The sequence below is a fragment of the Robertkochia flava genome, assembly GCF_020166515.1.
GTDB classification, from domain to species: domain Bacteria; phylum Bacteroidota; class Bacteroidia; order Flavobacteriales; family Flavobacteriaceae; genus Robertkochia; species Robertkochia flava.
Genome location: NZ_JAINZT010000002.1, coordinates 1 through 25,466 on the forward strand (window position 1 = coordinate 1; position 25,466 = coordinate 25,466).

Here is a 25,466-nt window from a genome sequence, read left to right on the forward strand (position 1 = left end):
AACTTCCATTCACCTAATTTAACAACATTTCAACCGATTCATTTCTGAAGCATATTCCTACCGCATACTTTTATATCACCATAGCATAAGTAGGTTAAGTTCATGGTAAGATTTGGGGCAAAAAAGGCAGATCATTGATCTGCCTTTTTTATTTTCAACTATGGTTCAGGGTTCCATCCCGATCTACCTTATCAGATACTGAGCTCCCATCCAGGTCTGTAATCACCCTTAATCCATTCATTCGCCTTTTCAAAATTCATCACCCGCATATCTTCGCCGTTCCAGATTAATTTTTTTCGGCCAGGATAGGTATAGGGCAACCATTGAGAAGTATCTTCGTCCATCACCTTATACTGGAAGGCTTTTATAGCCAGATTCCCCATCAAGACAGCTTCGGTAAGCTTCCCGCCATAGGAGAACGGGGAAGAGGTTTCACCTCCCTTAAGAATAGCATTCACCCAATTCTCACCATGGTTATCACGTTGGCGCTTCAGGTAGGGCTTAGGCAGCTCCCCAACATTGTTTTTATAGATATTAAGTATTCTTGGGTTTGCCGAATAGGTATCTACTACCATTACGCCTTTTTCGCCGTAAAATATGCTTCCGCCTCCACTGGTTCCAATGGTTTCGCCCTCCTGCAATCCTGCCGGGATCTCGGGCATGATACCCCCGTCATACCAATTCACCTTAATATCACCATCCCGTTCATTTCTGAACTTTAACCGGACCACCGATGAAGGCGGACAGGCATCCATTCGGGGCGACTCCACGAAATCGCCGCTCCAAACGGTGGTACAACTCGCCTCAGCTTCCAGCGGATAGCCCAGACCCAATCCTTTAAAGGGAGATTCCAGAATATGACACCCCATATCACCAAGCGCTCCGGTTCCAAAATCCCACCAACCTCTCCAGCGAAACGGCAGATAGGCACTGTTATAGGGACGCTTTTTGGCAGGTCCCAACCACAGATCCCAATCCAGGGTTTGGGGCACAGGCTCCGCGGTTGTAACCTCCTTAAACCCCTGCGGCCACACCGGCCGATTCGTCCAGCAATCTACCCGGGATATCTTTCCCAATACTCCGGATTCCAGCCACTCGGTAAGGGTGCGGATACCATCCCCTGAACTTCCCTGATTTCCCATCTGGGTAACCAGGTTCTTTTCTTCCGCCACTTTACGCATGAGGCGGGCTTCACTTATATTATGAGTAAGGGGCTTCTCTACATAGGCATGTTTTCCCGCATTCATATAGGGCAGGGCAATAGTGGCATGGGTATGATCGGGTGTAGCCACCATTACAGCATCGATCTCCCCCAGACGTTCGTCATATACTTTTCTGAAATCCTTGTAGCGGGCTGCTTTTCCAAACTTCTCAAAAGTGGCTGCTGCCCTTTTTTCATCCACATCGCAAAGGGCTACAAATTTGACTTTACGGGTTTTATCGAGCTCGTCTATCACCTGGGCTCCACGCCCTCCCACTCCAAAAGCAGCGACATACACGGTATCACTCGGTGGAACATGTTTGCCCCCCAATACATGGGAGGGCACAATATACAAGCCGGCAGATCCAGCCGCCACACGTTTTACAAAGGTTCTTCTTTTCATAATTGATTTACAGCAAGTTTAATACAGAAAAAAGGTACAAGAAAATTACCTCGTCTCCAATAAAATTATTTTTTATGGAATATTTCCGTATTTTTGGATTATGTCCAAAACAATTGATACACAAGGCAGGGGTGCACGGATACATCATCCGAACCGTTTTGAAAAACATCACCAGGAATGGGAGGGCGAATATCTCGAACATTGCCGGAAGGAAGGGGTTTCTGCAGACGATAATAAAACACGGTATTTATTTACGGACCCGAAAAAAATTGTCAATAAGGTAAGCAGTCCCGATGTAGGCATGTCTTACTCCCTGAATCCTTACCAGGGTTGTGAACACGGATGCATATACTGTTATGCGCGAAATTCTCATGAATACTGGGGGCTGAACGCAGGATTGGACTTTGAAAGGACCATCCTGGTAAAGCGAAGGGCACCTCAACTTCTGGAGGATCAGCTACGGGCAAGGAACTGGAAAGCAGAAACCATTGTGCTCTCAGGAAATACCGACTGTTACCAGCCGGCCGAAAAGAAGTTTCAGCTCACCCGTAAATGCCTGGAGGTATTTCTGAAGTACCAACACCCCGTAGGCATTATCACGAAGAATTCCCTGATCACAAGGGACATGGACCTGCTTGAGGAATTGAACGCTAACCATCTGATAACCGTAAATATTTCGAAAACCACCCTGGAAGAGAAAACGAGAAGATTGCTGGAACCGCGAACCACAACCATTAAAAAGCGGCTGGAAACGGTTACCAGGCTTCGCAATGCCGGGATTCCCGTAACGGTTATGATCGCTCCGATAATACCCGGATTAAACAGTCATGAGATCCTCCCGCTTGCCAGGGCAGCAAAAGAAGCAGGTGCCACCGGCATTGCCTATACCGTGGTGCGCTTAAATGGTGCTCTTGGAACCCTGTTTACCGACTGGGCAAAAAAGGCTATGCCAGACCGTGCTTCCAAGATCCTGTCCCAGATCAAGGAATGTCATGGCGGCCAGCTTAACGATTCCCGCTTCGGGACAAGAAACAAAGGAGAAGGAGTCATTGCCACACAGATACAGCATCTTATTAAACTGGCACAGCACAAGTACTTCAAAGATCAAAAGGCCGTAGTTCTGAATAAGGATGATTTTCAGGAGCGCAGAGCCCACCTTTTACGAAATGAGGGCGATCAGTTAAGTCTGTTCTAAAAAAAAAGCTGCCGGAAACATCCGGCAGCCTTCCACAATTAAATTAAAAAACAAATATTTAAACCAATACCGCTTCTTCCTTTTCCACTTCTACCTCTTCCTGAGGCTTTCCGTTACGCAAATCATAGATCCACGTTTTCAACCTGTATGAAAGATAGAACAGCACAGGAACAATGATCAGGGTAAGGAAGGTAGCAACGATCAATCCGAAAATCACCGTCCAGGCCAAAGGCCCCCAGAAAATCACATTATCTCCTCCGATGTATATCTGCGGATCAAGGGTTGTGAACAGCGAAAAGAAATCAATGTTCAAACCAATGGCCAGCGGGATAAGCCCTAAGATGGTGGTTATCGCTGTAAGGATCACGGGACGTAATCTCGCTCTTCCCCCTTCCAGGATCACCGCTTTCAGATCATCTGTTGAAAGATAGGCTTCCTCCGCCATCCCAAGTTGTATTTTTTTACGATCGATCAGGATCTGGGTATAATCCAGTAGCACCACCCCATTGTTCACCACGATCCCGGCAAGGGAAATAATACCCATCATGGTCATCATTATAACAAAGGGCCATCCGGTGATCATCAATCCTCCAAAAACTCCTATAAAGCTCAGGAAGATCGCGAGCATTATTATGGTGGGTTTTGAAATGGAGCTGAACTGGAAGACCAGCAGAAACATAATAAGTCCCAACCCGGCAAAGAAAGCACTCATCAGGAACTGCATTTGCTTGTTCTGTTCTTCGATTTGCCCCGTATAGTCTACAGTAACGTTATCGGGAACATCATACCCCTGCATTTCTTTTCGGATCCTGTTCACTACTGACTGTGCATCGGTAAATCCGGGTTGCAATCCGGAATATACGGTTACCACTCTTTTCAGGTCGTTGTGTTTGATCGCACTAAAAGAAGAGGTGTTTTTCTGTGATGCCACTGCAGAAACCGGGATCTCCTTGATTTGTCCGGATGCCGGATCCCTGAAGATAATGTTCTGGTTGAACAGTGCACTTTTGTCGTACCGCAGGTCCTGATTAAAGCGGATGTAGATATCGTAATCTTCTCCATCTTCCTTGTAGATCCCGGCCTTTTCTCCGAAAAGGGATCTTCGGAGCTGATTACCCACCTGCCCCACAGACACTCCAAGTTCGCCGGCCTTCTGACGGTCGACCTCTACCTGCATGGAAGGTTTCCCTTTATTCACGTCTACCTTCAGCTCTTCCACACCGGCAATATTGCGGGTATTGAGAAAGCTCACCATACCTTCTGCGGTTTGAATGAGCTCGTTATAATTATCTCCGGAGAGCTCTATGTTGATCGGATATCCTGCCGGAGGACCTACCGCATCCTTTTCCACAGAGATCGCCACCCCGGGATAAATCCCTTTGAGGTCTTCTTGTATTTTTGCACGCAGGCCTTCGCTATCCTTTCCGCGTCTGAACTTGAATTCACGCATAGTGGCCTTGATCTTGGCCCGATGCGGCATTTCTGCAACAGAACCTCCGTCAGTCATCGGGTTGCCGGCCCCTTCTCCGACCTGGGAAACCGCACTTTCGGTCATGAAGTTGTACCCCTTATCAAGGTACTCCTCATCATTAATGATGGCATAAACGCGTTCTTCGATCTCCTTGGTGAGCTTGTTGGTCTTTTCAATATCCGTACCCTGGGGATATTCTATATATACAATAATCTGGTTTGGCCTGTTATCCGGGAAAAACTCCACCTTGGTTCTTCCACTTTGAAGCGACGAGCCAAACAAAACAAAGACCAGGATAAGCAACCCGAAGATACCGCCAACAAATGCTGTGGGCTTCCAGCCGTCGAGAGCAAAGGCAAGGCTGCGCTGGTAAAATGATTCCATGGCAGAAAGCACTTTCCTCCTGAACCAATCTGCAGCACCCTTAATAAAGTACCTGTACAACCAGAACAATACAGCCGTCAGGATCATCAGGGAGCCTAAACCGCGAACGGGACCTCCAAAAACCATAATAAAGATTCCCGGTACACCCAGGATGATACTTAACAGGATCAATTGCTTTCTGGTGAGCACCTTTTCCCCGGTTTGCATGAATTGAGAAACCAGGGCAGAATTCATAAAGATCGCTACAAACAGAGAAGACCCTAATACGACAGAAAGCGTGATGGGGAAGAATTTCATGAATTCTCCCATTACTCCGGGCCATAAGGCAAGAGGTACGAAAGCAGCTACGGTTGTTGCAGTAGAAATGATAATGGGAACAGCGATCTCACCGATTCCTTTTTTGGCAGCCTCCATTCTGGACATGCCCTCTTCATCCATAAGCCGGTATACATTTTCAACGACCACTATCCCGTTATCCACCAGCATTCCAAGCCCCATGATGAGTCCGAAGAGGATCATGGTGTTCAGGGTATAACCCAATCCCTGGAGGATCATAAAACTCATAAACATAGACATCGGGATGGCAAACCCTACGAACAATGCATTCCGGAACCCCAGGAAGAACATCAGTACCCCGACCACAAGAATAACCCCGAAAATAATGTTATTTACCAGGTCGTTTACCTGGTTTAATGTTTTCTGAGACTGGTTATTCGCAATAGACACCTTGAGGTCCCGCGGAAAATATTCTGATTCTGCCTTTCGAATAAGATCATCAATCTTATTTGCGGCTTCGATCATATTCTTTCCTGCCCGCTTTTTCACATCGAGCATGACAACACTCGCTCCGAATTCCCGGGCATAGGTGGTTTTATCTTCCTCCTTAAACCGAACCGAGGCGATATCGCGCAAATACACAGCCCCGTTTTGAGATTTCACCACAAAGTTTTCCAGTTCTGAGGGATCTTCGATCTCTCCCAGGATCCTTATGGTTCGGCGTTGATCGCTCTTCACCATATTCCCTGCAGACATGGTCACATTTCCATTTCGAATGGCAGCAAGCACATCATCAAAGCTCACCTTGGCTGCCATCATCTTATAGATATCTACAGCAACCTCTACCTCCTTATCCTGTGCCCCACGTATATCGGCCTGTTTGATCTCAGGAAGCTCCTCTACCTTATCTTGCAGGTATTCTGCAAATTCCTTCAGCTTCCCTACCGGGTAATTCCCGCTAAGGTTGATATTGAGGATGGGGATTTCCTCCGAAAGGTTCAGGTCAAAAACATTAGGCTCCACTTTAGCCCCGTTAAAAACAGGCCAGTCTTCACTAGCCGTTTTTGAATCGACCTCATCCTTCACCTTTTGTTTGGCAGTCTCTACAGAGATGTGCTCATCGAATTCCACCGTTATGATGGAATAGTCTTCCTGGGAAGTGGATACAATCTCCACCACATTGCTCACGTTCTTGAGTTCCTCTTCTACCGGGTCGGTTATAAGCCTCTCGATATCTTCAGAGGTATTCCCCGGATATAGCGTACTGATATAGATCTTTGTTTCCTTAACCTCCGGAAAGTTCTCCCTTGGCATTCCAAAATATGCAGAAAGGCCCAGCACCAGGAACAGTGCGATCAATACATAAATAGTGGTTTTATTTTCAATCGCCCAGGAGGAGAGTGCAAACTCCTTCTCAGCATTCTTCTCTATCCTGCTCATGTTTTCCTTAATTTAAAATCCTTACTTTCTGATCAGGAAGCAAACTCCTGGCTCCCTCGCCTATCACAGCATCTCCGGCATCGATTCCTTCCAGGATCTCTACCATATCACCCTGCGTTCTTCCCACTTTCACCACGGTCTGCTTAACTACAGCCCTGTTTTGTTGATCCCTGTTGATAGCCAGATACACATACTGCTCTCCTTCGGCATTCTCAGTGATCACGCTTTGCGGAATCAAAATAGCATCGGGATTGGTGTAGTCGTTAATATACACCCTGGCTGTCAGGTTTGGCTTCACCAGTCCGTTAAGCGCAGGCACTCCTACCTCCACTCTAAAGGTTCGGTTCGTTGGTTTTATAAAATCACTTACCTGCCTTACACTGGTTTCCACCTCTTTCCCCAACACCGGAAAAAAGACCTTAACTGTGGTTCCGCTTTTAATATGCGGGAGGTAAATCTCTGGTACTTCCACCTCTACATACATATCCTCCAGGCTCACCAGGCGAATAACCGGCATACCCGGAGCAAGATTGGTACCCGGATCGGCGATGATCTCATCTACCGTACCCGAAAATGGAGCGGTAATCCTTGTCTTGGCCAGTTGGTTCTGCAATTGTGTTACAGCGTTGGCTGCACTTTCATACTGTGTTTTTGCCTGGAGGTACTGAATCTCTGATCCGATCTTCTGATCCCAAAGTCTTTTCTGGCGTTGGTAAGTGGTCTCTGCGAGATCGGCCTGGGCCTCTAATTGTGCTAACTGAGCCTCCAGTCCTCCATCGTCAAGAACTGCAAGTACCTGACCTTTGGCAACGCGCTCCCCCTCTTTTACAAGGAGTTGCTTCAGAATACCGGAAAACTCAGCATTCAGCACGAGATTCTTTCTGGTAGCCACATTACCCTGTAATTCCACATAATGGCTAAATACGGTATCCTGAACATCCAGGGCAGAGACCAGGGCCAGTTTCTGAACCGTATCCACAGAAGCTATGGCACGTTCCAGTCGTGCTATCCGACCATTTAAAGAATCCCGTTCGGCCAGGAGCGTCTCTTTTTTAGCCCTGAGTTTATCGAGATCGCCGGTAGAAATCACCTCATCAACCGAATTTCCACCACCGCCGCAGGCGGTTAGCAGTACCATCAAAGCGCTGAGTATTATTAGTTTTTTCATTTTTCTTTTTCTGTTTTTTAAGCAATTTTTAGTTGTCGATTCTTAAGTCGGGAGTATTGATAATAGTTTCAAGCTCTGCCCTGGCATTGATCACATCCAGCATGGACATAATGTATTCTTCCTGGGCACGGTATAACTGGGTTTGGGCCTGACGAAGCTCAAAACTACTTCCTATACCTTCCCTCAACTTAACCTGATTCTTTCCTTCGATGCGCTCGGCCAGGTCCAGGTTTTGCCTGGAGGTATCAAACTTCTCCACCGCATATCTGAAATTACTCCTGGCCCGGTTATATTCCAGCTCAATCTGCTGGGTAGCCTGGGTAAAGCTGGTTTTAGACTGTTCAAGGGCGATCTTTGCCTGCTGGGTTCTGGCACTTCGCATCAGGGAGCTGAATATGGGAATGTTCAGGCTTACCCCAAGGACCGAACTCTGATACCATGGTGTTTCCCGATTCAGGAATATAAAATCCTGATCAAAGGCGGTGGTTCCATAATTCACAAAGGCATTCAAACTGGGCAGCGCCCTGCTTTTTTCCAGTTTTAACTCCAATTCCCTTTGTTCGGTCAGGTTTTTTGCGATCTTGAAATCTACATTAGACTCCGGATTAAAATCTTCCTGTAGAATCGCTGCCGTCATATTTCGCATGGCCAGGACACCCAGGTCGTCTTCCAGGACTACCTCAGCCTCTACGGGGATCCCTAGGGTAATATTGAGCATCTCCTCTGCAATGCCCTGCATCCGGATAGAATTGCTTAATTCGGTCTGGATCTGTAAAAAGGTGATCTGCAATTGCTCCACCGTTTCTTCTTCTGCCAAACCATTTTCAAAGGTTACCGTGGCTTCTCTCAGGTTTTCTTCCAGGGTTGCGCGGTCCTTTTCCAGGATATCTACCCGCTCCCGGGTCACCAAAACACTACCATAGGCATTGATCACCGCCTTTCTTACCTCGAGCCGTGTCTTTTCATTTGCATTTTCGTTGTAATCCAGAAAGGTGGATGCAGCTTCCAAACCAACAAGGTATGACCCGTCGAATATCAATTGCCTTAACGTAGCTGTGGCATTCATTTGCTGGCGTACCCCGAAAACCACCGGAATAAACTCGCCGGGCTCTCCCCCAAAAAATTCTGCGGGAATAGGTGAAACAGGTTGCTTTAACTGATTTTGGTAATCCACTGTACCATCGATCTGAGGCAGACCTGCAGCAGTGGTCTCCCATTTTTGTTTTAAGGCCCTGGCGACATCCCTTCGGGAATTCAACGCCGTATAACTGCTGTCTAAAGCAAAGTTTATAGCCTCTTCCATGGTGAAACTGTATTGTTTTTGTTGTGCCTGCACCTGGAACAACGAAATGAATAAACCTATGATCAGGCATTTTTTCATTGCTGAATTGTTTTTTCTTCGTTTATAAATTGATTGAGTTCGAGGAGTCCCTTGGGGGTTACAATGGCCCTGAGGTGATATTCCAGAAACAGGGTTGTGAGATACTGAATGGAGTGATTTTCATTCGGAAACAGCTCTTCATCCTTAATACTGTTCATCCCGGAAATGTAAATCCTGGAAATAAAGAAAACATCAATATCATCCCTGAACAGCCCCATGGCGATACCCCGATGCAGATTTTCGGTCACGCTTTCGATCATGACGTTATACTGCTTCTGTATCAATTGGGTAAAAAGTTTAGGGTAAAACTTCTTTAACTGGTTATAGGGCGAAGAACTCTCATTCTTCAGATGTTCACGCACCACCTTTTTAATCTCGTACAATTCCCGGATCGGACTCTTATCCTGACCGCAAACGCGGTCAATTTCTGAACAGATGGTTTCGAAAACATAGAACACCGATGCCTCCACCAGCTCGGTCTTGTTTCTGTAATGCTGATATATGGTCTTTTTTGAAATGCCCAGTTGGGCAGCAATCTCGTCCATGGTCACGCTCTTGAATCCGTAATGCAAGAACATTTCAGCACTTTTGTTTAAAATAATTTCCCTCATATTGAACGCAAAGTTAACTCAGGAAACTTTAAAAACTTAAAAAGTTTCCAACGTTTTACAATTATTTAACATTGCATTGTTTAAGGCTGAAATAATGAATTGTGGTATTTTAGCTGAAAAATTGTGAGCATGCTAAGTATCGAGGCCTACCGCGAGATTTTTCTACGCCACCTTGAATCACGAATAGACCTGAAAGAACCCGTAAATCTTTACGAACCCATGCGATACATCCTTGGGCTTGGCGGGAAACGTCTGCGACCTACCCTGACCCTGGTCACGGCAGATCTCTTTGGGGGTAACCACCAGGAAGCCCTGGACGCTGCCCTTGCCGTTGAGATATTTCACAATTTTTCTTTGGTGCATGACGATATCATGGATGATGCACCACTGCGAAGGGGCAAGCAAACGGTGCACGAGAAATGGGATATCAACACCGGTATTCTTTCCGGAGACGCCATGCTGATCCTTGCTTACCAGTTATTTGAGAATTACGAACCGGAAACCTTCAGCGCCCTTGCCCGTCTCTTCAGTAAAACCGCCATCGAGGTTTGCGAAGGCCAGCAATACGATGTAGACTTCGAAAACAGGGATGATGTCTCTATAGAGGAGTACCTGAAGATGATCACCTATAAAACGGCTGTACTTCTGGGAGCAAGCCTTAAGATGGGTGCCATTATTGCCGGGGCCAAAGAAGAAGAGGCCCGGTCCATTTACGATTTCGGGATCCACCTGGGGATTGCCTTTCAGATCATGGACGATTACCTGGATGCCTTTGGCGACCAGGAGACCTTCGGAAAACAGGTTGGGGGCGATATTATTGAGAACAAAAAGACCTACCTCTATCTTAAAACCCTTGAAAATCTAAGCAAGGACGACGCCACCCAGCTGGAACACCTGTACTCGATAAACCCGGAAGACCCTACCGACAAGGTACATTCTGTTAAAGAACTGATGGTATCCAGTGGTGCAGCTGAACTCACACAGCAGGCCATAGCATCGTACACCAACAAAGCCCTGGAGATCCTTTCAACCTTAGGGCAGGACGAGGAGAAAAAGGCGATCCTGAAAGGGTTCGCTCACAGCCTGATGAAAAGAACAACCTGATCAGACCAGAATCTTTATGGCGTATTTAAGGAATAAAGCCTTTGGCATCACCTGAAGGATCGACAGTTCCTGGGTAAACCTCGTTTGATTATCCAAAAACCGGAAGTTATTTACCGGGTCACTTTTCAGAAACATTCTGCTGAATATTTCAGCTCCCATTTCGTTATGATGATATAGCACTTCAAGGAATACCCGGTCATAGAAGTCAAAACGATCCTGGGTCTTAAACATCCTGAAGTCACTTTTTGTCTTCATAAAATGAACCAACTCCTTTACCTTCACCATGGAATTGTGGAAGGTATACCCTGTACTGGCCTTGGTCCACCCTCCTGCAGTACCGATATAGATCAGGTTCTTCGTGTTCTTTAAATGTAGGGGAAAGGCACTCATTGGGATGTTTCCCGCTTCCTTTTCTACGATACGGTACTTGCTGACGCCCATTTTAGAGAGGTAGGCTGCAATGGCTTGTTCGTATTCCGCTTCGGGGAGCAGGTCGGCAGAAAATAAGGTATATTCCAAAAGCGCCCTGTTCGGACGCTCCGGAAGTATGTACATAAAACGGGTATTTCCATCCTGGGGAACGGAAAAATCCATGAGGGTTACCCTGTTCTCATCAAAAACCGGCCTTTCCGTCTCGACAAACCAACCTACGAAATGCTGCTGGATCAAAGGATATTTTCTTCGGTCATGTAAAAAGTCAAGGTCCCTGACACTGCTGCAGCATTTGGCCGCGGTGATCTCTCTCTGAGACAGGGTGATCTTAACCAGCTCGCCGGTGTCCTCCACAGCTACCACCTTCTCCTGCAGCAGCTCGAAACCCTTCTTTTCGGACAATCGCCGATGTACATCCTCATAAAAGGGCGCACTGCGCAGCATCTTATAGGTATAGGGATTCAGAGCAAACTCTCGTTCCCCCGAAGCGGATTTAAAAACCGCCTTATCCCATTCTTTGAGCAGCAGATGGTCATACGCTCCCTGCCCTGCTTCCCAATAGCACCAGGTCCTGTCGTTGGTATTCTTATTTGCCTGATCTACCAGTAAGATCCGGTGATCATCAAAGCACCCATCGGCAAGTAAAGCATCTGCCAGTAAAAGCCCGGAAGCACCTGCTCCGAGAATTACGAGATCAAAATCAGCAGTTGGGGTATTCATGCCCTGAAGATAAGCAATAAAACTCTTACGTTTACCTCAAAAAAAGGGACTCCGCTTTAGCTAGTCCAGGGTATACCGCAAACCGAAGAAGGCCCGGATACCCTGGTTAGGTCCGTAAACATATGAGGGATCAAAGGTTAAGGCATAGGGATTCTCCGGGGTTGGGATCACACTCCCCTGGGCATCGTATTCCACCCCCTGATCAAAAGGATCATCGGCCCGGGCAATAAGAAAAGGATTGCCCTGGTCTGGCGTCCAGTTAAGGAGATTCTTTACCCCTCCATAGAGTTCAAAATTCTTAAACCCGTCATAGGTGAACTGAATGTTCTGAATGCTGTACAAAGGCGACTCCGGGGATCTCGGGTCCAGTTCTCCCAATAAAGGCAATCGCATAGGTCCATAGAGATTACCCGTATAGTCCATATTAAGATGCCAGGGCGCTATCCTGTAGCTCATTCCCCAGGTAGCCGTAAATCGCTCGGTAAGCACCGGCCTGCTGCGCTGGCCATTCTCTACCCTGGCCACATCCATAATACTGGTCCCTGCAAGGATTTTTAAACCGTTTCTCAAGACCACATCTGCGTTAAGACTTACCCCTGTGGTAATGGCATAGCCGTCCAGGTTTCGGTAAATAATCTGGTTTGGATCGGTGTCGTAGTCGGGCAGGATCAGGTTACTGAAACGCGTATACCAGGCAGACAGCTCCAGTCCGAAAAAATGCCCCTTAGCCGTATAGATCTTTTTGAGGTAATTCAGGTTGACATTCCATGACTGTTCCGGCTTAAGCGATTCTGCTATGATCACATCCCTTGCCCCGGTAAGAGAGGCGTGTTCTTCGGTAAATATATTGACCACCCTGAATCCAGTACCGGCATTAAGGCGCAGGATATCAAAGTCTGAAACCGACCACTTCAAGGCTGTTCTAGGAGTAAGAATCGAGCCATGCCTGCGGTCGTAATCATACCTTCCGCCCACCAGCCATTTAACCTTTTCGCCCAGGCTAATCTCGTCCTGTATAAATATTCCGGGAATAACCACTTCATCCGGCTCATCCTGAACACCGGAGCCGGTAGCCGTAGTATTATCGTTGTAATAATTATACCTTACCGCAGCTCCAAAAAGCAAACTGTGATCTCCCGCCGTGGTATCCCAGATAAGCTGTGAAAACCCTATGCGTTGTTGCCCCAGAAAAGGGACGTCTCCGTAAACCGAATTCTGATCGTGGTCGGTATAAGAGAAACTCAGCATCAACCCTTTGGAAAAGGGAAGCTCGTATTTACCCAGTACTTCCAGACGACGGGTGTATATGCTCTCTCCATAGATCTCATCACCGCCCCTGTATTCGGGAGTCCATTGCATTTCTCCGCCCCACCGGTCTTCATAAAAAAACCGGCCTGCAAGGGAGAATATCCTTTCGGAAGGCCTTTTAAAATCCCATTTCTGAAATACTGAAACCCGGTGTTGTAACGTCAGGTCGGTAAAATTATCCCCGTTGTTATCTACAGGCTCATCGTAATTGAAATAATTCACCCCGGTAAGTACATCGGCCACATTTTTGATCTGCCCCCTGTATCCCAGATCTACATTTAATTCGCCCCAATCGGTATAAAAGCTGTCAAAACTGAAGGTATCCGCAAATTCAGCATCTTTGGTAATTACATTGATCAAACCACCCACCGCCTGGCTGCCGTATATGGAGGAAGCCGGCCCCTTAACCACTTCTATGCGCTCCACAAGGGCATTGGGAATTCCGGAAAGCCCGTAAACAGTTGAAAGTCCGCTTACCAGTGGCATTCCATCAATAAGCACCATGGTATACGGCCCTTCCAGTCCGTTGATATGAATATCCCCGGTATTGCATACGTTACAATTAACCTGTGGACGTACCCCATTTACGATCTGCAGGGCCTCAAAGATATTTGGAGTGGGATTCTTTTTAAAATAGGCAGGGTTATATACCTCTACCGGAACCGGGGTCTCCATCCTGTTTACGGGTTTTAACGTTCCCGAAACCACAACCTCATCCAGACTGGTAGCGGGTTTGAGCACTACCTCGAAATCATTTCTACCTGCCCCAACCACGATCTTTCCTTTATAAGGAATATACCCTGTAAACGATACGACAAGGGTATATTCTCCCTCCGGAACATTTTCTATCATGGCCGTCCCATCATTACCTGAAGGCGCTCCCTTTCCCGGCTCTTCCAGCCATACATTAGCATAGGGCAAAGCACCCACCGCATCCTTAACCAAAACGTTAACCTGCTGCGCACCTGCCGTCATTGCCAAAGCAATGGTAAAAATTCCCGTTAAGACTCTCTTTATTATACTCAAGTAAACTTATTTTTAGGCAAATCTAAAAATTTGTTTTTAGGATTAAAAATGTATTTTTGCTTTAAATTAAATTTTGAATGACCTTATCAGAGGAAGATTACCTGAAAGCCATATTTCATCTCAGTCGCGACAAGGAAGAGCAGGTTGCCACTAATGCCATTGCCGGCCGAATGGAAACCAAGGCCTCCTCGGTAACCGACATGCTAAAAAAACTTTCAGAAAAGGGGCTTGTAACCTATAAGAAATACCAGGGTGCTGCACTTACCGCCAAGGGAAGGCTTCTGGCTGCCAGGATCGTAAGACGCCACCGGCTTTGGGAGGTATTTCTTGTTGAAAAACTGCAATTCCCTTGGGATGAAGTACATGATATTGCAGAGGAGCTCGAGCACATCAAAAGCGAAAAACTCATAGAAAAGCTGGACGATTATCTGGATCATCCGCGTTTTGATCCTCACGGCGACCCTATACCAGACAAGGACGGAGTAATCAAAAGCATGGAAAAGGTTCCTATAGCCTCTGCCATGGAAGGAGACACCGGATTGGTTGTAGGGGTGAAGAATTCCTCCTCCGAATTTCTTCAATACCTCGACAAGATGAAGATCGCACTTGGGCAGGAAATCAGAATAGTGCGAAGGGAACCCTTCGACAACTCTGTAGAGATACAAACACAAGGCAGGAAATTCAATATTTCTGCGATGACCGCTAACAATATCTATTTAAAAATTATTTAAAATCTATGTTTGACAGCATTATAAAATTCTTTGAAGGACTGGATCCGGTGATCGGGGCACTTATCGCAACGAGTTTTACGTGGATAGTAACTGCCTTGGGAGCATCTGTGGTTTTCTTTTTCAAGACCATGAAACGAAGTGTCCTGGATGGCATGCTTGGATTTACAGGGGGCGTAATGGTAGCGGCCAGTTTCTGGAGTCTGTTGGCACCGGCCATTGAGATGAGCGAAGGAGAAGGTTTTGTCAAAACCATCCCTGCGGTTGTAGGTTTTGGATTTGGAGCCATTTTTCTTTTTGTACTCGACAAATTTCTGCCTCACCTTCACATTAACTTTAAGCCCAGTGAAAAGGAAGGGGTAGAGACTAATCTTCACAAAACGGCCCTTCTGGTATTGGCGATTACCCTTCACAACATCCCCGAAGGTCTGGCTGTAGGGGTTTTATTTGGTGGTGTTGCCGCCGGTATCCCGGAAGCTTCCATTGCCGGGGCGGTGATCCTTGCCATAGGGATCGGTATTCAGAACTTTCCGGAAGGAATAGCGGTATCCATGCCTTTACGAAGGCAAGGAGTGAGTCGAAAAAAGAGTTTTTGGTACGGACAATTATCTGCAATCGTAGAGCCGGTAGCAGGAGTGGTCGGCGCCCTGGCTGTGACCTTTTTTACTCCGCTTTTACCCTATGCACTGGCTTTTGCAGCCGGAGCCATGATCTTTGTGGTAGTGGAGGAAGTGATCCCGGAAACACAGCAGGACAAGTACACTGATATTGCCACCATGGGCTTTATGGGTGGATTTATGGTCATGATGACCCTGGATGTGGCCCTGGGATAAAAAAGAAATTGTTACCCTTTGGCAACCGTTGCAACAATTGATGATCGCTAAATCAAATTAATTCAAGTATGAAAACTCTTCAGGCTAACCTTATAAACCATGCTAAAGAGATTTTTCTGCAACAATTATTAATCGGGTAACAATTTCTGACCCTTACTATTTAGCACTATCCGCCTTCCTTGATATAGCCCCAACCCTGTTGTTGTTTGTTTACCAACTCCAGGATCCCGTCCGGCACGGTACCTACTCCGGGGATCAGTTCTGATTTTTTTATTTCTTTCCTTCTCAGCGTTCCTTCACACATTACGAACTTTACATTCTCCCTGGCTACCAGTTCCCTTACCTTGTCTTCTACAGTAGACTTTCCCTGGAGGGCCATCTGTGAAGACCCGCCGTACATGACCACTTCAAATTCCGAATCGGTATAGGTTTTAGACATCATATCCACATGGCGCACTGCAGCTTCCTGGACTTTGGTATCGCTGCTGGTTACATCAAAGAGAATCTTTACCGGCTGCTCCTGTGCCATGGCACAGGAGGCCACCAGAATTGCGACAACTATAGAATTCCATATATTTTTCATGACAGCTGCAATTAAAGATTAATTCCCTGCAAAAATGTAGGCACAATTGTTTTGATGAGCGCGTTCCAGGGCCCAGACTCCGGAGGGAACGATCTGAATATCGGGCAGTATTCCCACCTTGAACTCTTCATAAACCCGATCTTTATCTGTGATATCCATGCTTTCGGCTATGAACCCGGAATAGACCTTCAGAGCGAGATCGCATACGCAGAACATGACCCCTCTTTCCTGCATCTTCTTAATTCCGGGCACTCCTGGTATCGGGAAATCCCCATTAATGGGTTCATAGACGGTGTTTCTCAGGGAAGGTTTTCCGGTTTGGTTATCATTGATGCCAAAAAATTCACCAAGTTTATACTGATACCAGAGGGAATCTTTCATGGCAAAAGGGATGGCGTTATGGCGCAATACACAAACGGCTGTCATATCATCGTCGGGAGTTCCGGTGGCGTTATTGGTCTCGTAAAAAGCATAGGTCCATAACACAGGTAAACCATCATGAGGCGTTGTACCATCATAGACCACTCTGTGACTGCCTTTGATCTTTTTAAACCATTCATCAGAATCCTGAAGGGCTTTCACATCAAAATTAAGGGCTTCAACAGCCATGGCAGTATTAGCGAACATAGACAGGCCCGAGGCTGTGGCCCCCATGGCCAGTAACCCGAGAAAGTTTCTTCGGGGATTGGTTGATTGCTGTTCCATTGTTTATTGTATTGGTTAAAAAACAAGAATTAATAAAAATATACCCAACACAAGAAGGAAAAGAAAGGAAAAACGCACAGGGCTCGTCTTTCAAAGATACATAAATTACATGTTTTATTTTACTGATGTTCAGATATTTATGAATTTTATGAGAAAACCCACACATGATCCCGGAAACTAAAAAAGCCGGACCCAATTTAGTGGTCCGGCTTTGTCCTTATACTATTTTTTTGATTACTCCGAAGAAGAGGTGTGATCGCTCACGATACGCCATTGATCTCCGAACTTACGCCACACCAGGGTAAAAAAACCACTAAGGGTTTCATTTTCCCGATCCAGGATAAACTTCCCGATTACCTGGGCTACGCCTTCATTGACCTGTTGCATCTTAATGATCTCAAACCTGAGTTCCCCCATGGCTGCTGCATCAGGGTAATTCTTTTGGTAACGCGCTTTGGTGGCCTCCCACCCAAAGACCCCACCCCCGGAACCTACAAAAGCGAGGTCTTCCGATTTCCAGTATCCTTCCATAAAGGCATCGATATCGGCCGTGTTCCAGGCCTCTTCCTGCATTTTCAAAACAGCCTCAATGGCATTCTTATCGCTTTCCTTAAGGGATTCCTGGGCATTGACCAGGGTTAAGGGCCCCAAAAAAAGCCAGAGGATCAAAACTTTAAATTTCATGTTTATCTGTTGTAATGATTCATTCTTATTCTAACAACCCCATGCTCTGTTCTATGGCATACATGCTGGGCCAATCCTGTTCGCTGATCTCTGCCACCAACTTTTTGATTCTTGTGGCGAACTGATCATACAGACCGTGAACAAGGGTATACTTAATGGCCTCGTCAAAGGATTTGGCCATAGATGTGTAAAAGGCCTGCTGTTTTACGTTCTTATCGGCATTGAAAGTCGCAGCGATCTCAAGATTATACCACATCACATCGGCTACCTGCACCGGGTTAACCCCCAGGGTCATAAAATGCTTGATATATTTCTGCGCTACCGATCGTCTCGCTCTGGGTTTCCTTCGTTTTACCGGGAAATATTCGTTAGCGATCTTTTCCTTACACTCATGTACGATTTTATCTTCTTTCGGATTAAATACGAAATCATAATACACCTTCACATCCTTAAAGGTCCCGTAGAGATGCATGATCTGTTCCCTTAGCTGGTCTTCATCAAGGGTTTTCAGGTATTTACTCAAAGATCTTTTTGACATCCTTATTTATCCTTTGCCGGCCTCTTCCAACGCACCGGGGCCGCAGGTTCAGGCTGTAGTTCAAATTCATTGTTCTCAAGCAGTTTCATCGCTTCCTCCACGCCCCGTTCCAGCTGTGGGTCCCGGCCTTCCAGGACTGCTGCCGGTTCCTGGATCACTTCAATATCCGGAGCCACGCCTTCTCCTTCTACAGCCCAGTTGCCATCTGTATCGTAAAATCCACCGCGGGGCGCCACCATCCGGCCACCATCAATAAAGGGTGGGGTATCCCATGTTCCTACGAGTCCACCCCAGGTTCGGGTACCTACCAGAGGTCCCAGGTCTGCTGCTTTAAACATATACGGCAACAGGTCTCCTCCGGATCCGGCCCGCTCGTTGATCAGCATCACCTTAGGGCCCCAGATACCGGCCATAGGGGTGGTCCACGGACGGTGATCCCCGGTTTTACTGTTAAAGTAACCAAAGAGTTTACGCGACATAATATCGATCATATAGTCGGCTGCAGAACCTCCCCCGTTATTGCGTTCATCAATGATCACCCCTTTCTTATCCTGCTGGGAAAAGTAATACCGGTTAAAACTGGTAAACCCGCCTCCTCCGGTATTAGGTACATATACATACGCCAGCTTACCCTCCGACATCTCGTCAACCTTTCTTCGGTTAGCCTCGATCCAGTCGGCAGTCCGGAGTCCGCGATCGCTTCGCACAGGCTTTACCAGCACCTCTCTTTTGCCCTTACCATCTGAACTCCCGGCCACCTCCAGCCTTACCAGCTCTCCGGCAGTTTGCTCGAATAACAGGTATGGATTCATGGAAGCTTCCAGGGGTCTGCCATTTACACTTAGAATAAAATCACCCTCCTTCACCTGGAGACCCGGGGACGAAAGCGGAGCTTCCAGTCCGGGATTCCAGGACTCGCCGTTATATATTTTCCCGATCCGGTATTTCCCCTCTGTCACTTCCAGGTCACACCCTAAAAGTCCGACGGGAATGCGTTCGATATCCGGCAAATCTCCACCGGAGACATAGGAATGCCCTACCGACACCTCCCCGCTCATGATATCAACCACATAATTGAGATCGGTGCGGTGACGAACATGATCGATCCAAGGCGAATACCACTCATAAATAGTATCCCATGGCGCCCCATGTACATTATCCACATAAAGGAAATCCCGCATATAGCGCCACCCTTCCCTGAAGATCTGATGATACTCAGCCCGGGGATCTACTTTAATACTGGTGTTCAGATTAAGAGCAGCCTCCTTATCGCCATTAATCTTGCCTGAGGAACTGTAAATACCCCAGACCCCGCCTTGTCTGATCAGGACATTCTTTCTGTCGGCAGATACCCTCATATAATTCACCCCATCCGCAAAATCTTCAAGAGTTTCCTCATCGACCTTATACTCAAAGACCTTTACTCCGCCATCTTCATCCAATGCCTTCGCGACAAGTAATTTCAAGGATTCTCCGGCTTCCAGCTGAGTATAGGCCCCACTTTCCGGTTTTAGTGCAATGATGCGTTTCCACAGGCCTTCTTCCTTAAGATCTACAACCACCTTATTCTCTTCCTCCTTTTTATCCGCGTCCTTTTTCCCTTTCTGCTTCTTACCCTGTTTTTCTTCCGGGACGGATTCTTCTGCAACTTCTTCGTCAGATTTCAAAGGCACCGGGGAACCATCCTTATCCGAGAGGACAATACAATAGAGGTTTCTGTTCACATCGGGATCTTAGGAACTCATATCGAGCCAACCGGTGTTCAGACCGTAATCGGTACTCCCCAGAAAGTACAGATACTTCCCATTGGCATCCCAGACAGGGGAGATACAATCGGCCATCCCGTCGGTAAGCTGCATGGCCTTCCCGGCATCCAAACTATAGGCAAAGATCGCCTTGAAATGACTTTCCAGCTGTTTTGCATAAGCAATGTACTTCCCATCCGGCGACCAGACCGGGTTCATACTCCTGTTCGGGTGGGCATAACGATCGGCATCTACAGCGCTTACCTTCCCGGTGGCAACATTGGCGATCCAGATCCTGTAATCGGTATCGGTAAATGCGATATGCCCTCCGCCCGGAGCCCAAACCGGCTCAAAGTAAAAGGTAGGTTTATCAAAGGAAATTGTTTGTTGTACCTCCCCAAACTGGTCGGCGATCACCAGCTGATACTCCCCGCTTTTATCCGAGAACCAGGCGACCCGGTCGCCCTCCGGAGACCACACGGGAGCGCGGTCTGCAGCTCCGGGAGAATTGGTTAGATTGCGTGCGCTGCCATTCTCTTTTGGCACGGTGATGATCTCCCCGCGATATTCAAACACCGCTCTTTTTCCGGTAGGAGAGATGTTGGCGTTGCGTACCGAGGCAGGCCTGACCTGCTCCCAGCGTACCCGTGAGAAATTCATATCTCCGTTAACATGGATCTCCAGAGGCTCAGTTCGGTCGTCTTCAGGATGTAGCCGATGCAGATACCCGCCCTGTTCGTAGACAATACCATCCGGCCCGGCATCCAGGCTCTTTACATCAAATTGCGAATGGAAGGTATGTTGCTTTTCGGTTTTAGACTGCGGGTCAAAAGACCAGATATTGGCCGCATAATCACGCTCTGATATATAAAATACCTTTCCATCGTACCACACCGGATCCAGGTGTCTTTCCCCTGTCGTTTGTGGCGCTCTTGTGAGGGCCCCGGTTTTCATATCCTGAATCCAAACCGGCATGGCCTGCCCCCCTCGGTAATTACGCCATTCCGGATCCCAGAAGGTTATCGGGATATAAGCGGCCATCGATCCGTCGGGAGATAATTCCCCAAAGGCAGCCCTGGGAATATCCAGGACCTCGGGCATGCCGCCATTTACGGCTACGGTATAAAATCGGTTTAATCGTGTTGGATATGCTTCCCGGGACGAGCGAAACATTACTTTCCCGTCGGGTGTCCATCCCTGTACATAATCGCCATCAGGGTGCCAGGTTAGTCGCTTCGGACTACCACCCGATGCAGGGATCACGTAAACATCGATATTGCCGCCATATTCTGCAGTGAATGCGATCTGGCTGCCGTCGGGAGAAAAATGAGGAAGGGATTCGTACCCCTCCCCGGAAGTAAGTCGCACGGCGTCCCCCCCGTTAATACCTACCCTCCATAGGTCATTGGCATAAACGAAAACAATATATTCTGAAGAAATCGCAGGCTGACGCAAAAGCTGTGTGCCCTGACCAAAGCCTGAAAGGCTGATCATGATCAGGCTGAGGGATAGAAATACTTTCATGAAAGTGTGTTGCATATTGATTAATCGCAAATGAAAGTACGAAAATGACTGCAACGCTCAAAGGCAATTAACGCCCTATTCAGAAATACCAGGGCCGGGAAAGAAATTAATGACACCCACAATCGTCCTTGCCGCAAACTCCGGCATTCTTATTCCGCGATCTTTTAAATCGCGAAGGCACAAGGAATTTATAGGCCAGGTAGGCCAGCGCACTGAAGGTAATGAGGTATACCAATATGTCCTGTATCAGGGTATTCATACCTGCAAAGATAAGGAAAACCGAACAGAAGTCCTTATTCGGAAATCACCTCCCGACTCACATGAGCCTCCCCTGATTTTCGCGAACTGCCGAGGGTCTTATTGCGGATAAGAGGATTGGCCCAGAAGCCGATAGAAAGGATATACAGCAGGGGAAGGATCAAAAAGAACATTCCGTTCCGAAGGCCGAATCCTTCTCCCAGCACTCCAACGATAAGCGGCACAAAAGCTCCGCCGGCGATCCCGGTGCACAGAATTCCGGAGAGGGAACCATGCGATTCCTTTACCGAGTTAAGGCCCAGGGAAAAGATCACAGACCACATCACCGAAATAAAAAATCCACATGCCGGAAACGCGTACAGGGCCATGTCGCGTTTCCCCAGAAGGGCGGTTACCAGGCTTAAAAGGCTTAGCATGGTAAAGATGGCGAGCACCACCCTGCTGTCCATGATCTTAACCAATAATAATCCCAGGACACACCCAAGGGTAAGCATACCCCAGAACATGGAAACGGTCTCTGCTCCCAACCCCTGCGGGTCTATACCATGGTACTCCTGTAAAAACGGAGAGATCCAGTTTCCAATACCCTGCTCTACCCCGACATAGGCAAAAATGCCCAGGAAAAACAGGTAGGTATACTTATTGCGAAATAATTTTTTGAAGCTGTCCCATCCTTCCTGCTTCTCCTCTCCCGTGCATTCCACGGCGGGAAACCGCAGTATTCTTACCCAAAGAAACAGGGCGAAGGCCATAAAAGAGAAGATCAGATACATGGCCGTCCAGCTGCCCTGGGGGGAAGCAAAAGACCGGAGCAGCTCCCAAATTCCCGTGGTTTCGGTATGAACCACCTTCTGGTACACCAGGGGACTTAAAAATGAGGCACCCCCAAAAACCAATTGCGCCAAAAGGGAATAAAACGCAAAATGCTCACTCCCCCCGGAAATACGCAGCAGCGGATTGATAACCACCTGCAACACGGCCATACTGCTCCCCAGGAGAAACAGGGTAAGCAAAAACCATTTGTATTCCGGCAAGAACACAAATCCGGCAGAAGCTATTCCAATGGCCAACAGCGCAAGGGAAATGATCTTTTTGGAACTCCAGCTATCAGCAAGGTAACCAGCGGGTATCGACATGATTCCATAGGCCACAAAGAAGGAAAAGGGTAACAACCCGGTGGCGGTAAGGCTAAGGCTATATGCCGTTTTAACCTCCGTGATTATGGCATTAAGAATATTGGTAGCAAAGGAAATCAGAAAAAAGGTAAGCATTACCAATACGATCATGGCAACACTTTTCTTCGTAGGAGCAGGCATAAAGACAGATTTATTGTACGTGGAATTTACAAAAATCCTGAAATATGCGCCCTTACCTATTTAAGTAACTGATACGCGATCAAGGCTACCACATATGCGAAAACCGACATGAAGACGAGCTGGATCACCGGCCATTTCCAGGAATTCGTTTCCTTTTTCACCACTGCGAGGGTACTCATACACTGCATGGCGAAGGCATAGAACAGCAACAGGGAAATACCCGAGGCCAGGTTAAACAGCGCTTCCCCGGTTACGGGATTCACCTCTGCCTGCATCCTTTTCTTGATGGTCTCCTCCTCATCGCTTCCCACGCTGTAAATAGTTGCCAGGGTACCTACAAAGACTTCCCGGGCGGCAAAAGAACTGATCACAGCGATCCCGATCTTCCAATCATAACCCAGGGGCAGGATCACGGGTTCTATGGCCTTCCCCATGATTCCAATATAGGATTCCTGCAGTTTATAGGCCGAGACCTTATTGGAAAATTCAGCAGGGGTCATGCCCTGCACATCCACCTGTTCGGCTACGCGTTCTTCTGCCACGTCAAAGGTATCAGAGGGTCCGTTGGAAGCCAGGAACCAAAGGATGATAGATATAGCGAGGATGATCTTTCCTGCGCCAAAAACAAAACTTTTCGTTTTTTCCACTACAGTAATCGCCACATTCTTAAACAGGGGAAGCTTATAATTAGGCATCTCCACAACAAAGAATGAACGACTTTTTATCTTCAGGATCTTATTGAGTACCCAGGCCGAGAACACCGCCATGCCAAATCCGAGCAGGTAGAGCAGCATCAGGGTAAGCCCCTGCAGGTTCATGCCCAATACCCGGGTATTGGGAATAACCAGGGCAATAATAATCAGGTATACGGGCAATCGCGCAGAACAGGTGGTAAACGGAGTAACAAGAATGGTGATCAGCCGCTCTTTCCAGTTCTCAATATTCCTGGTGGCCATGACCGCCGGTATGGCACAGGCCGTTCCCGAGATCAGCGGCACTACACTCTTACCGCTTAAACCGAATCGTCGCATCACCCGGTCCATCAAGAAAACCACACGACTCATATAGCCGGTTTCTTCAAGGATGGCAATGAAGAGGAAAAGGAATGCGATCTGCGGAATAAAGATCACGATCCCACCCAGGCCGGGCACTATACCCTCGGCAACCAGATTGGTAAAGGCTCCTGCTGGCAGGGTTGCTTTTACCCATTCACTAAGGGAGGCAAACATTTCATCGATAAAATCCATGGGGTAACTGCTCCAGTCATAGATCGCCTGGAAGATCACCATCAGAATCATAAAAAAGATCAGGTATCCCCATACCTTATGGGTGAGCAGCCGGTCGAGGGTGGCGCGAAAACCTTTGGCCACATTGATATCCACGGCATATCCTTCCTTTAGCACCCCGTTGATAAACTGATACCGCATGATGGTCTCCTTTTGCTGCAAACGCTTAAGAGCCGATTTAGAGTGGGTACTGAAGGAAGACGTATCGGCAACCAACTGCCTGTCGAGATTGACAAAATTCACATCCTGGGTGATGACCAGCCATAATTTATACAAATCATGATTTGGAAATGCCCGCCTTAACCCGTTGAAATATTCCGGATCAATCAGGGAGGCGTTCAAACAGGGTTCGGTAGAAAGATGCTTGTAATCGCAGATCAGATCCTTGATCGTGTCAATGCCTTCTCCCTTCCGGGTACTTACCAGAGCGATCCTGGTCTTCAGGCGCTCTTCCATTAAAGTAACATCCAGGGTGATTCCCTTACGACGCATCCTGTCGGCCATGTTGATCACCAATATGGTAGGTATTCCCAGGTCCTTTATCTGGGTAAACAGAAGCAGGTTACGTTTGAGGTTCTCCACATCGGCCACAACAACAGCCACATCCGGAAAGTCCTTATCGTTCTTGTTGAGCAAAAGCTCAATCACCACATTTTCATCAAGGGAGGTCGCATTGAGGCTATAGGTACCGGGGAGATCGAGGATATGAGCCTTCACCCCCCTGGGGAGTTTGCAAATACCTTCCTTTTTTTCCACAGTAATTCCGGGGTAATTTCCAACTTTTTGGTTGAGTCCGGTCAGCGCATTAAAAACAGAGGTCTTTCCAGTATTCGGATTTCCAATGAGGGCTACATTGATCTGTTTACTCATAAGCCGGGATTTTGCTCTATGGGTTGTATTTCAACCTGAAGGGCAGTTTCGCGTCTGATCGCCAGGTAAGAACCGTTAATATTGAGGTACATGGGGTCCTGGAACGGAGCAAACTGTATCAATTCCACTTCATTTCCGGGCAAACACCCCATCTCCAGGAGTTTTATGGGCAGCTCATCCGTGTCTACATGCTTGATCACAGCCTTTTGCCCTCGTTTCAAATCAGCAATGGTATACCTCAAAACCTTATTTAGATTGATTTTAAAGAAGCAAAAA

21 protein-coding genes are annotated in these 25,466 nt (G+C 47.3%); 4 read left to right on the forward strand and 17 right to left on the reverse strand.

From position 1 onward, the window contains the following. Positions 1 to 191: 191 nt before the first annotated feature. Positions 192 to 1,604: a Gfo/Idh/MocA family protein gene (locus K7R11_RS00545; RefSeq protein ID WP_224487822.1), complete on the reverse strand. Its 1,413-nt coding sequence runs from the start codon at positions 1,602 to 1,604 to the stop codon at positions 192 to 194. A 100-nt stretch (positions 1,605 to 1,704) separates the two neighbouring features. On the opposite strand from K7R11_RS00545, the gene K7R11_RS00550 reads away from it, so the two are divergent. Further along, positions 1,705 to 2,799 (forward strand): PA0069 family radical SAM protein, encoded by a 1,095-nt coding sequence (locus K7R11_RS00550; protein WP_224487824.1) that lies wholly within the window; start codon positions 1,705 to 1,707, stop codon positions 2,797 to 2,799. 58 nt (positions 2,800 to 2,857) lie between these two features. Here the strand turns inward: K7R11_RS00550 and K7R11_RS00555 are convergent, their stop codons facing one another. From K7R11_RS00555 to K7R11_RS00570, 4 genes are read right to left on the reverse strand one after another with little or no spacing between them, the layout of a single operon-like run. Then, complete coding sequence (locus K7R11_RS00555; RefSeq protein ID WP_224487826.1) at positions 2,858 to 6,370, reverse strand: efflux RND transporter permease subunit; 3,513 nt, start codon at positions 6,368 to 6,370, stop codon at positions 2,858 to 2,860. Positions 6,371 to 6,377: 7 nt separating this feature from the next. Beyond that, positions 6,378 to 7,538 (reverse strand): efflux RND transporter periplasmic adaptor subunit, encoded by a 1,161-nt coding sequence (locus K7R11_RS00560; protein WP_224487827.1) that lies wholly within the window; start codon positions 7,536 to 7,538, stop codon positions 6,378 to 6,380. A 28-nt stretch (positions 7,539 to 7,566) separates the two neighbouring features. Next, complete coding sequence (locus K7R11_RS00565) at positions 7,567 to 8,919, reverse strand: TolC family protein (RefSeq protein ID WP_224487828.1); 1,353 nt, start codon at positions 8,917 to 8,919, stop codon at positions 7,567 to 7,569. Then, on the reverse strand, positions 8,916 to 9,530 hold the full coding sequence (locus tag K7R11_RS00570) for a TetR/AcrR family transcriptional regulator (RefSeq protein ID WP_224487829.1): 615 nt from the start codon (positions 9,528 to 9,530) through the stop codon (positions 8,916 to 8,918). The genes K7R11_RS00565 and K7R11_RS00570 overlap by 4 nt, the downstream gene beginning before the upstream one ends. Positions 9,531 to 9,659: 129 nt before the next feature. Between K7R11_RS00570 and K7R11_RS00575 the strand changes: the two genes are divergently transcribed. Next, a complete protein-coding gene (locus K7R11_RS00575; RefSeq protein WP_224487830.1) occupies positions 9,660 to 10,634 on the forward strand; it encodes a polyprenyl synthetase family protein in 975 nt (324 codons plus the stop codon). Here the strand turns inward: K7R11_RS00575 and K7R11_RS00580 are convergent, their stop codons facing one another. Together K7R11_RS00580 and K7R11_RS00585 are read right to left on the reverse strand one after the other, a co-directional pair. Then, positions 10,635 to 11,786, reverse strand: coding sequence for a lycopene cyclase family protein (locus K7R11_RS00580; RefSeq protein WP_224487831.1), 1,152 nt, complete (start codon positions 11,784 to 11,786; stop codon positions 10,635 to 10,637). Between the two features lie 60 nt (positions 11,787 to 11,846). Beyond that, positions 11,847 to 14,069 carry a TonB-dependent receptor gene (locus tag K7R11_RS00585; protein WP_224489124.1) on the reverse strand — a complete coding sequence of 741 codons (2,223 nt, stop codon included), beginning with the start codon at positions 14,067 to 14,069 and terminating at the stop codon, positions 11,847 to 11,849. A 128-nt stretch (positions 14,070 to 14,197) separates the two neighbouring features. Between K7R11_RS00585 and K7R11_RS00590 the strand changes: the two genes are divergently transcribed. Continuing rightward, entirely contained in the window at positions 14,198 to 14,851 is a 654-nt protein-coding gene (locus K7R11_RS00590; RefSeq protein ID WP_224487832.1) for a metal-dependent transcriptional regulator, read from the forward strand. A gap of 5 nt (positions 14,852 to 14,856) precedes the next feature. Continuing rightward, the gene (locus tag K7R11_RS00595) at positions 14,857 to 15,681 is read left to right on the forward strand and encodes a ZIP family metal transporter (RefSeq protein WP_224487833.1); all 825 of its coding nucleotides are present in this window, start codon (positions 14,857 to 14,859) and stop codon (positions 15,679 to 15,681) included. A gap of 166 nt (positions 15,682 to 15,847) precedes the next feature. Here the strand turns inward: K7R11_RS00595 and K7R11_RS00600 are convergent, their stop codons facing one another. The 10 genes from K7R11_RS00600 to K7R11_RS00640 form a co-directional block, all read right to left on the reverse strand. Beyond that, entirely contained in the window at positions 15,848 to 16,264 is a 417-nt protein-coding gene (locus tag K7R11_RS00600; protein WP_224487834.1) for a DsrE family protein, read from the reverse strand. A gap of 18 nt (positions 16,265 to 16,282) precedes the next feature. After that, positions 16,283 to 16,969, reverse strand: a complete 687-nt coding sequence (locus tag K7R11_RS00605; RefSeq protein ID WP_224487836.1) for a Tat (twin-arginine translocation) pathway signal sequence containing protein — start codon at positions 16,967 to 16,969, stop codon at positions 16,283 to 16,285. 234 nt (positions 16,970 to 17,203) lie between these two features. Next, positions 17,204 to 17,653: a YybH family protein gene (locus K7R11_RS00610; protein WP_224487838.1), complete on the reverse strand. Its 450-nt coding sequence runs from the start codon at positions 17,651 to 17,653 to the stop codon at positions 17,204 to 17,206. Between the two features lie 25 nt (positions 17,654 to 17,678). After that, a complete protein-coding gene (locus K7R11_RS00615; protein ID WP_224487840.1) occupies positions 17,679 to 18,191 on the reverse strand; it encodes a DUF6155 family protein in 513 nt (170 codons plus the stop codon). A gap of 2 nt (positions 18,192 to 18,193) precedes the next feature. Beyond that, on the reverse strand, positions 18,194 to 19,915 hold the full coding sequence (locus K7R11_RS15055; protein ID WP_317196456.1) for a PDZ domain-containing protein: 1,722 nt from the start codon (positions 19,913 to 19,915) through the stop codon (positions 18,194 to 18,196). A 9-nt stretch (positions 19,916 to 19,924) separates the two neighbouring features. Then, entirely contained in the window at positions 19,925 to 21,460 is a 1,536-nt protein-coding gene (locus tag K7R11_RS15060) for a S41 family peptidase (protein ID WP_317196457.1), read from the reverse strand. Between the two features lie 106 nt (positions 21,461 to 21,566). Further along, positions 21,567 to 21,719 (reverse strand): hypothetical protein, encoded by a 153-nt coding sequence (locus K7R11_RS00625; RefSeq protein WP_224487842.1) that lies wholly within the window; start codon positions 21,717 to 21,719, stop codon positions 21,567 to 21,569. A 34-nt stretch (positions 21,720 to 21,753) separates the two neighbouring features. Beyond that, positions 21,754 to 23,034 (reverse strand): MFS transporter, encoded by a 1,281-nt coding sequence (locus tag K7R11_RS00630; RefSeq protein WP_224487843.1) that lies wholly within the window; start codon positions 23,032 to 23,034, stop codon positions 21,754 to 21,756. A gap of 56 nt (positions 23,035 to 23,090) precedes the next feature. Beyond that, positions 23,091 to 25,190 (reverse strand): ferrous iron transport protein B, encoded by a 2,100-nt coding sequence (feoB, locus tag K7R11_RS00635; RefSeq protein WP_224487844.1) that lies wholly within the window; start codon positions 25,188 to 25,190, stop codon positions 23,091 to 23,093. Next, positions 25,187 to 25,432, reverse strand: a complete 246-nt coding sequence (locus K7R11_RS00640; RefSeq protein ID WP_224487845.1) for a FeoA family protein — start codon at positions 25,430 to 25,432, stop codon at positions 25,187 to 25,189. Before K7R11_RS00640 ends, feoB begins: the two co-directional genes overlap by 4 nt. Positions 25,433 to 25,466: the final 34 nt, after the last annotated feature.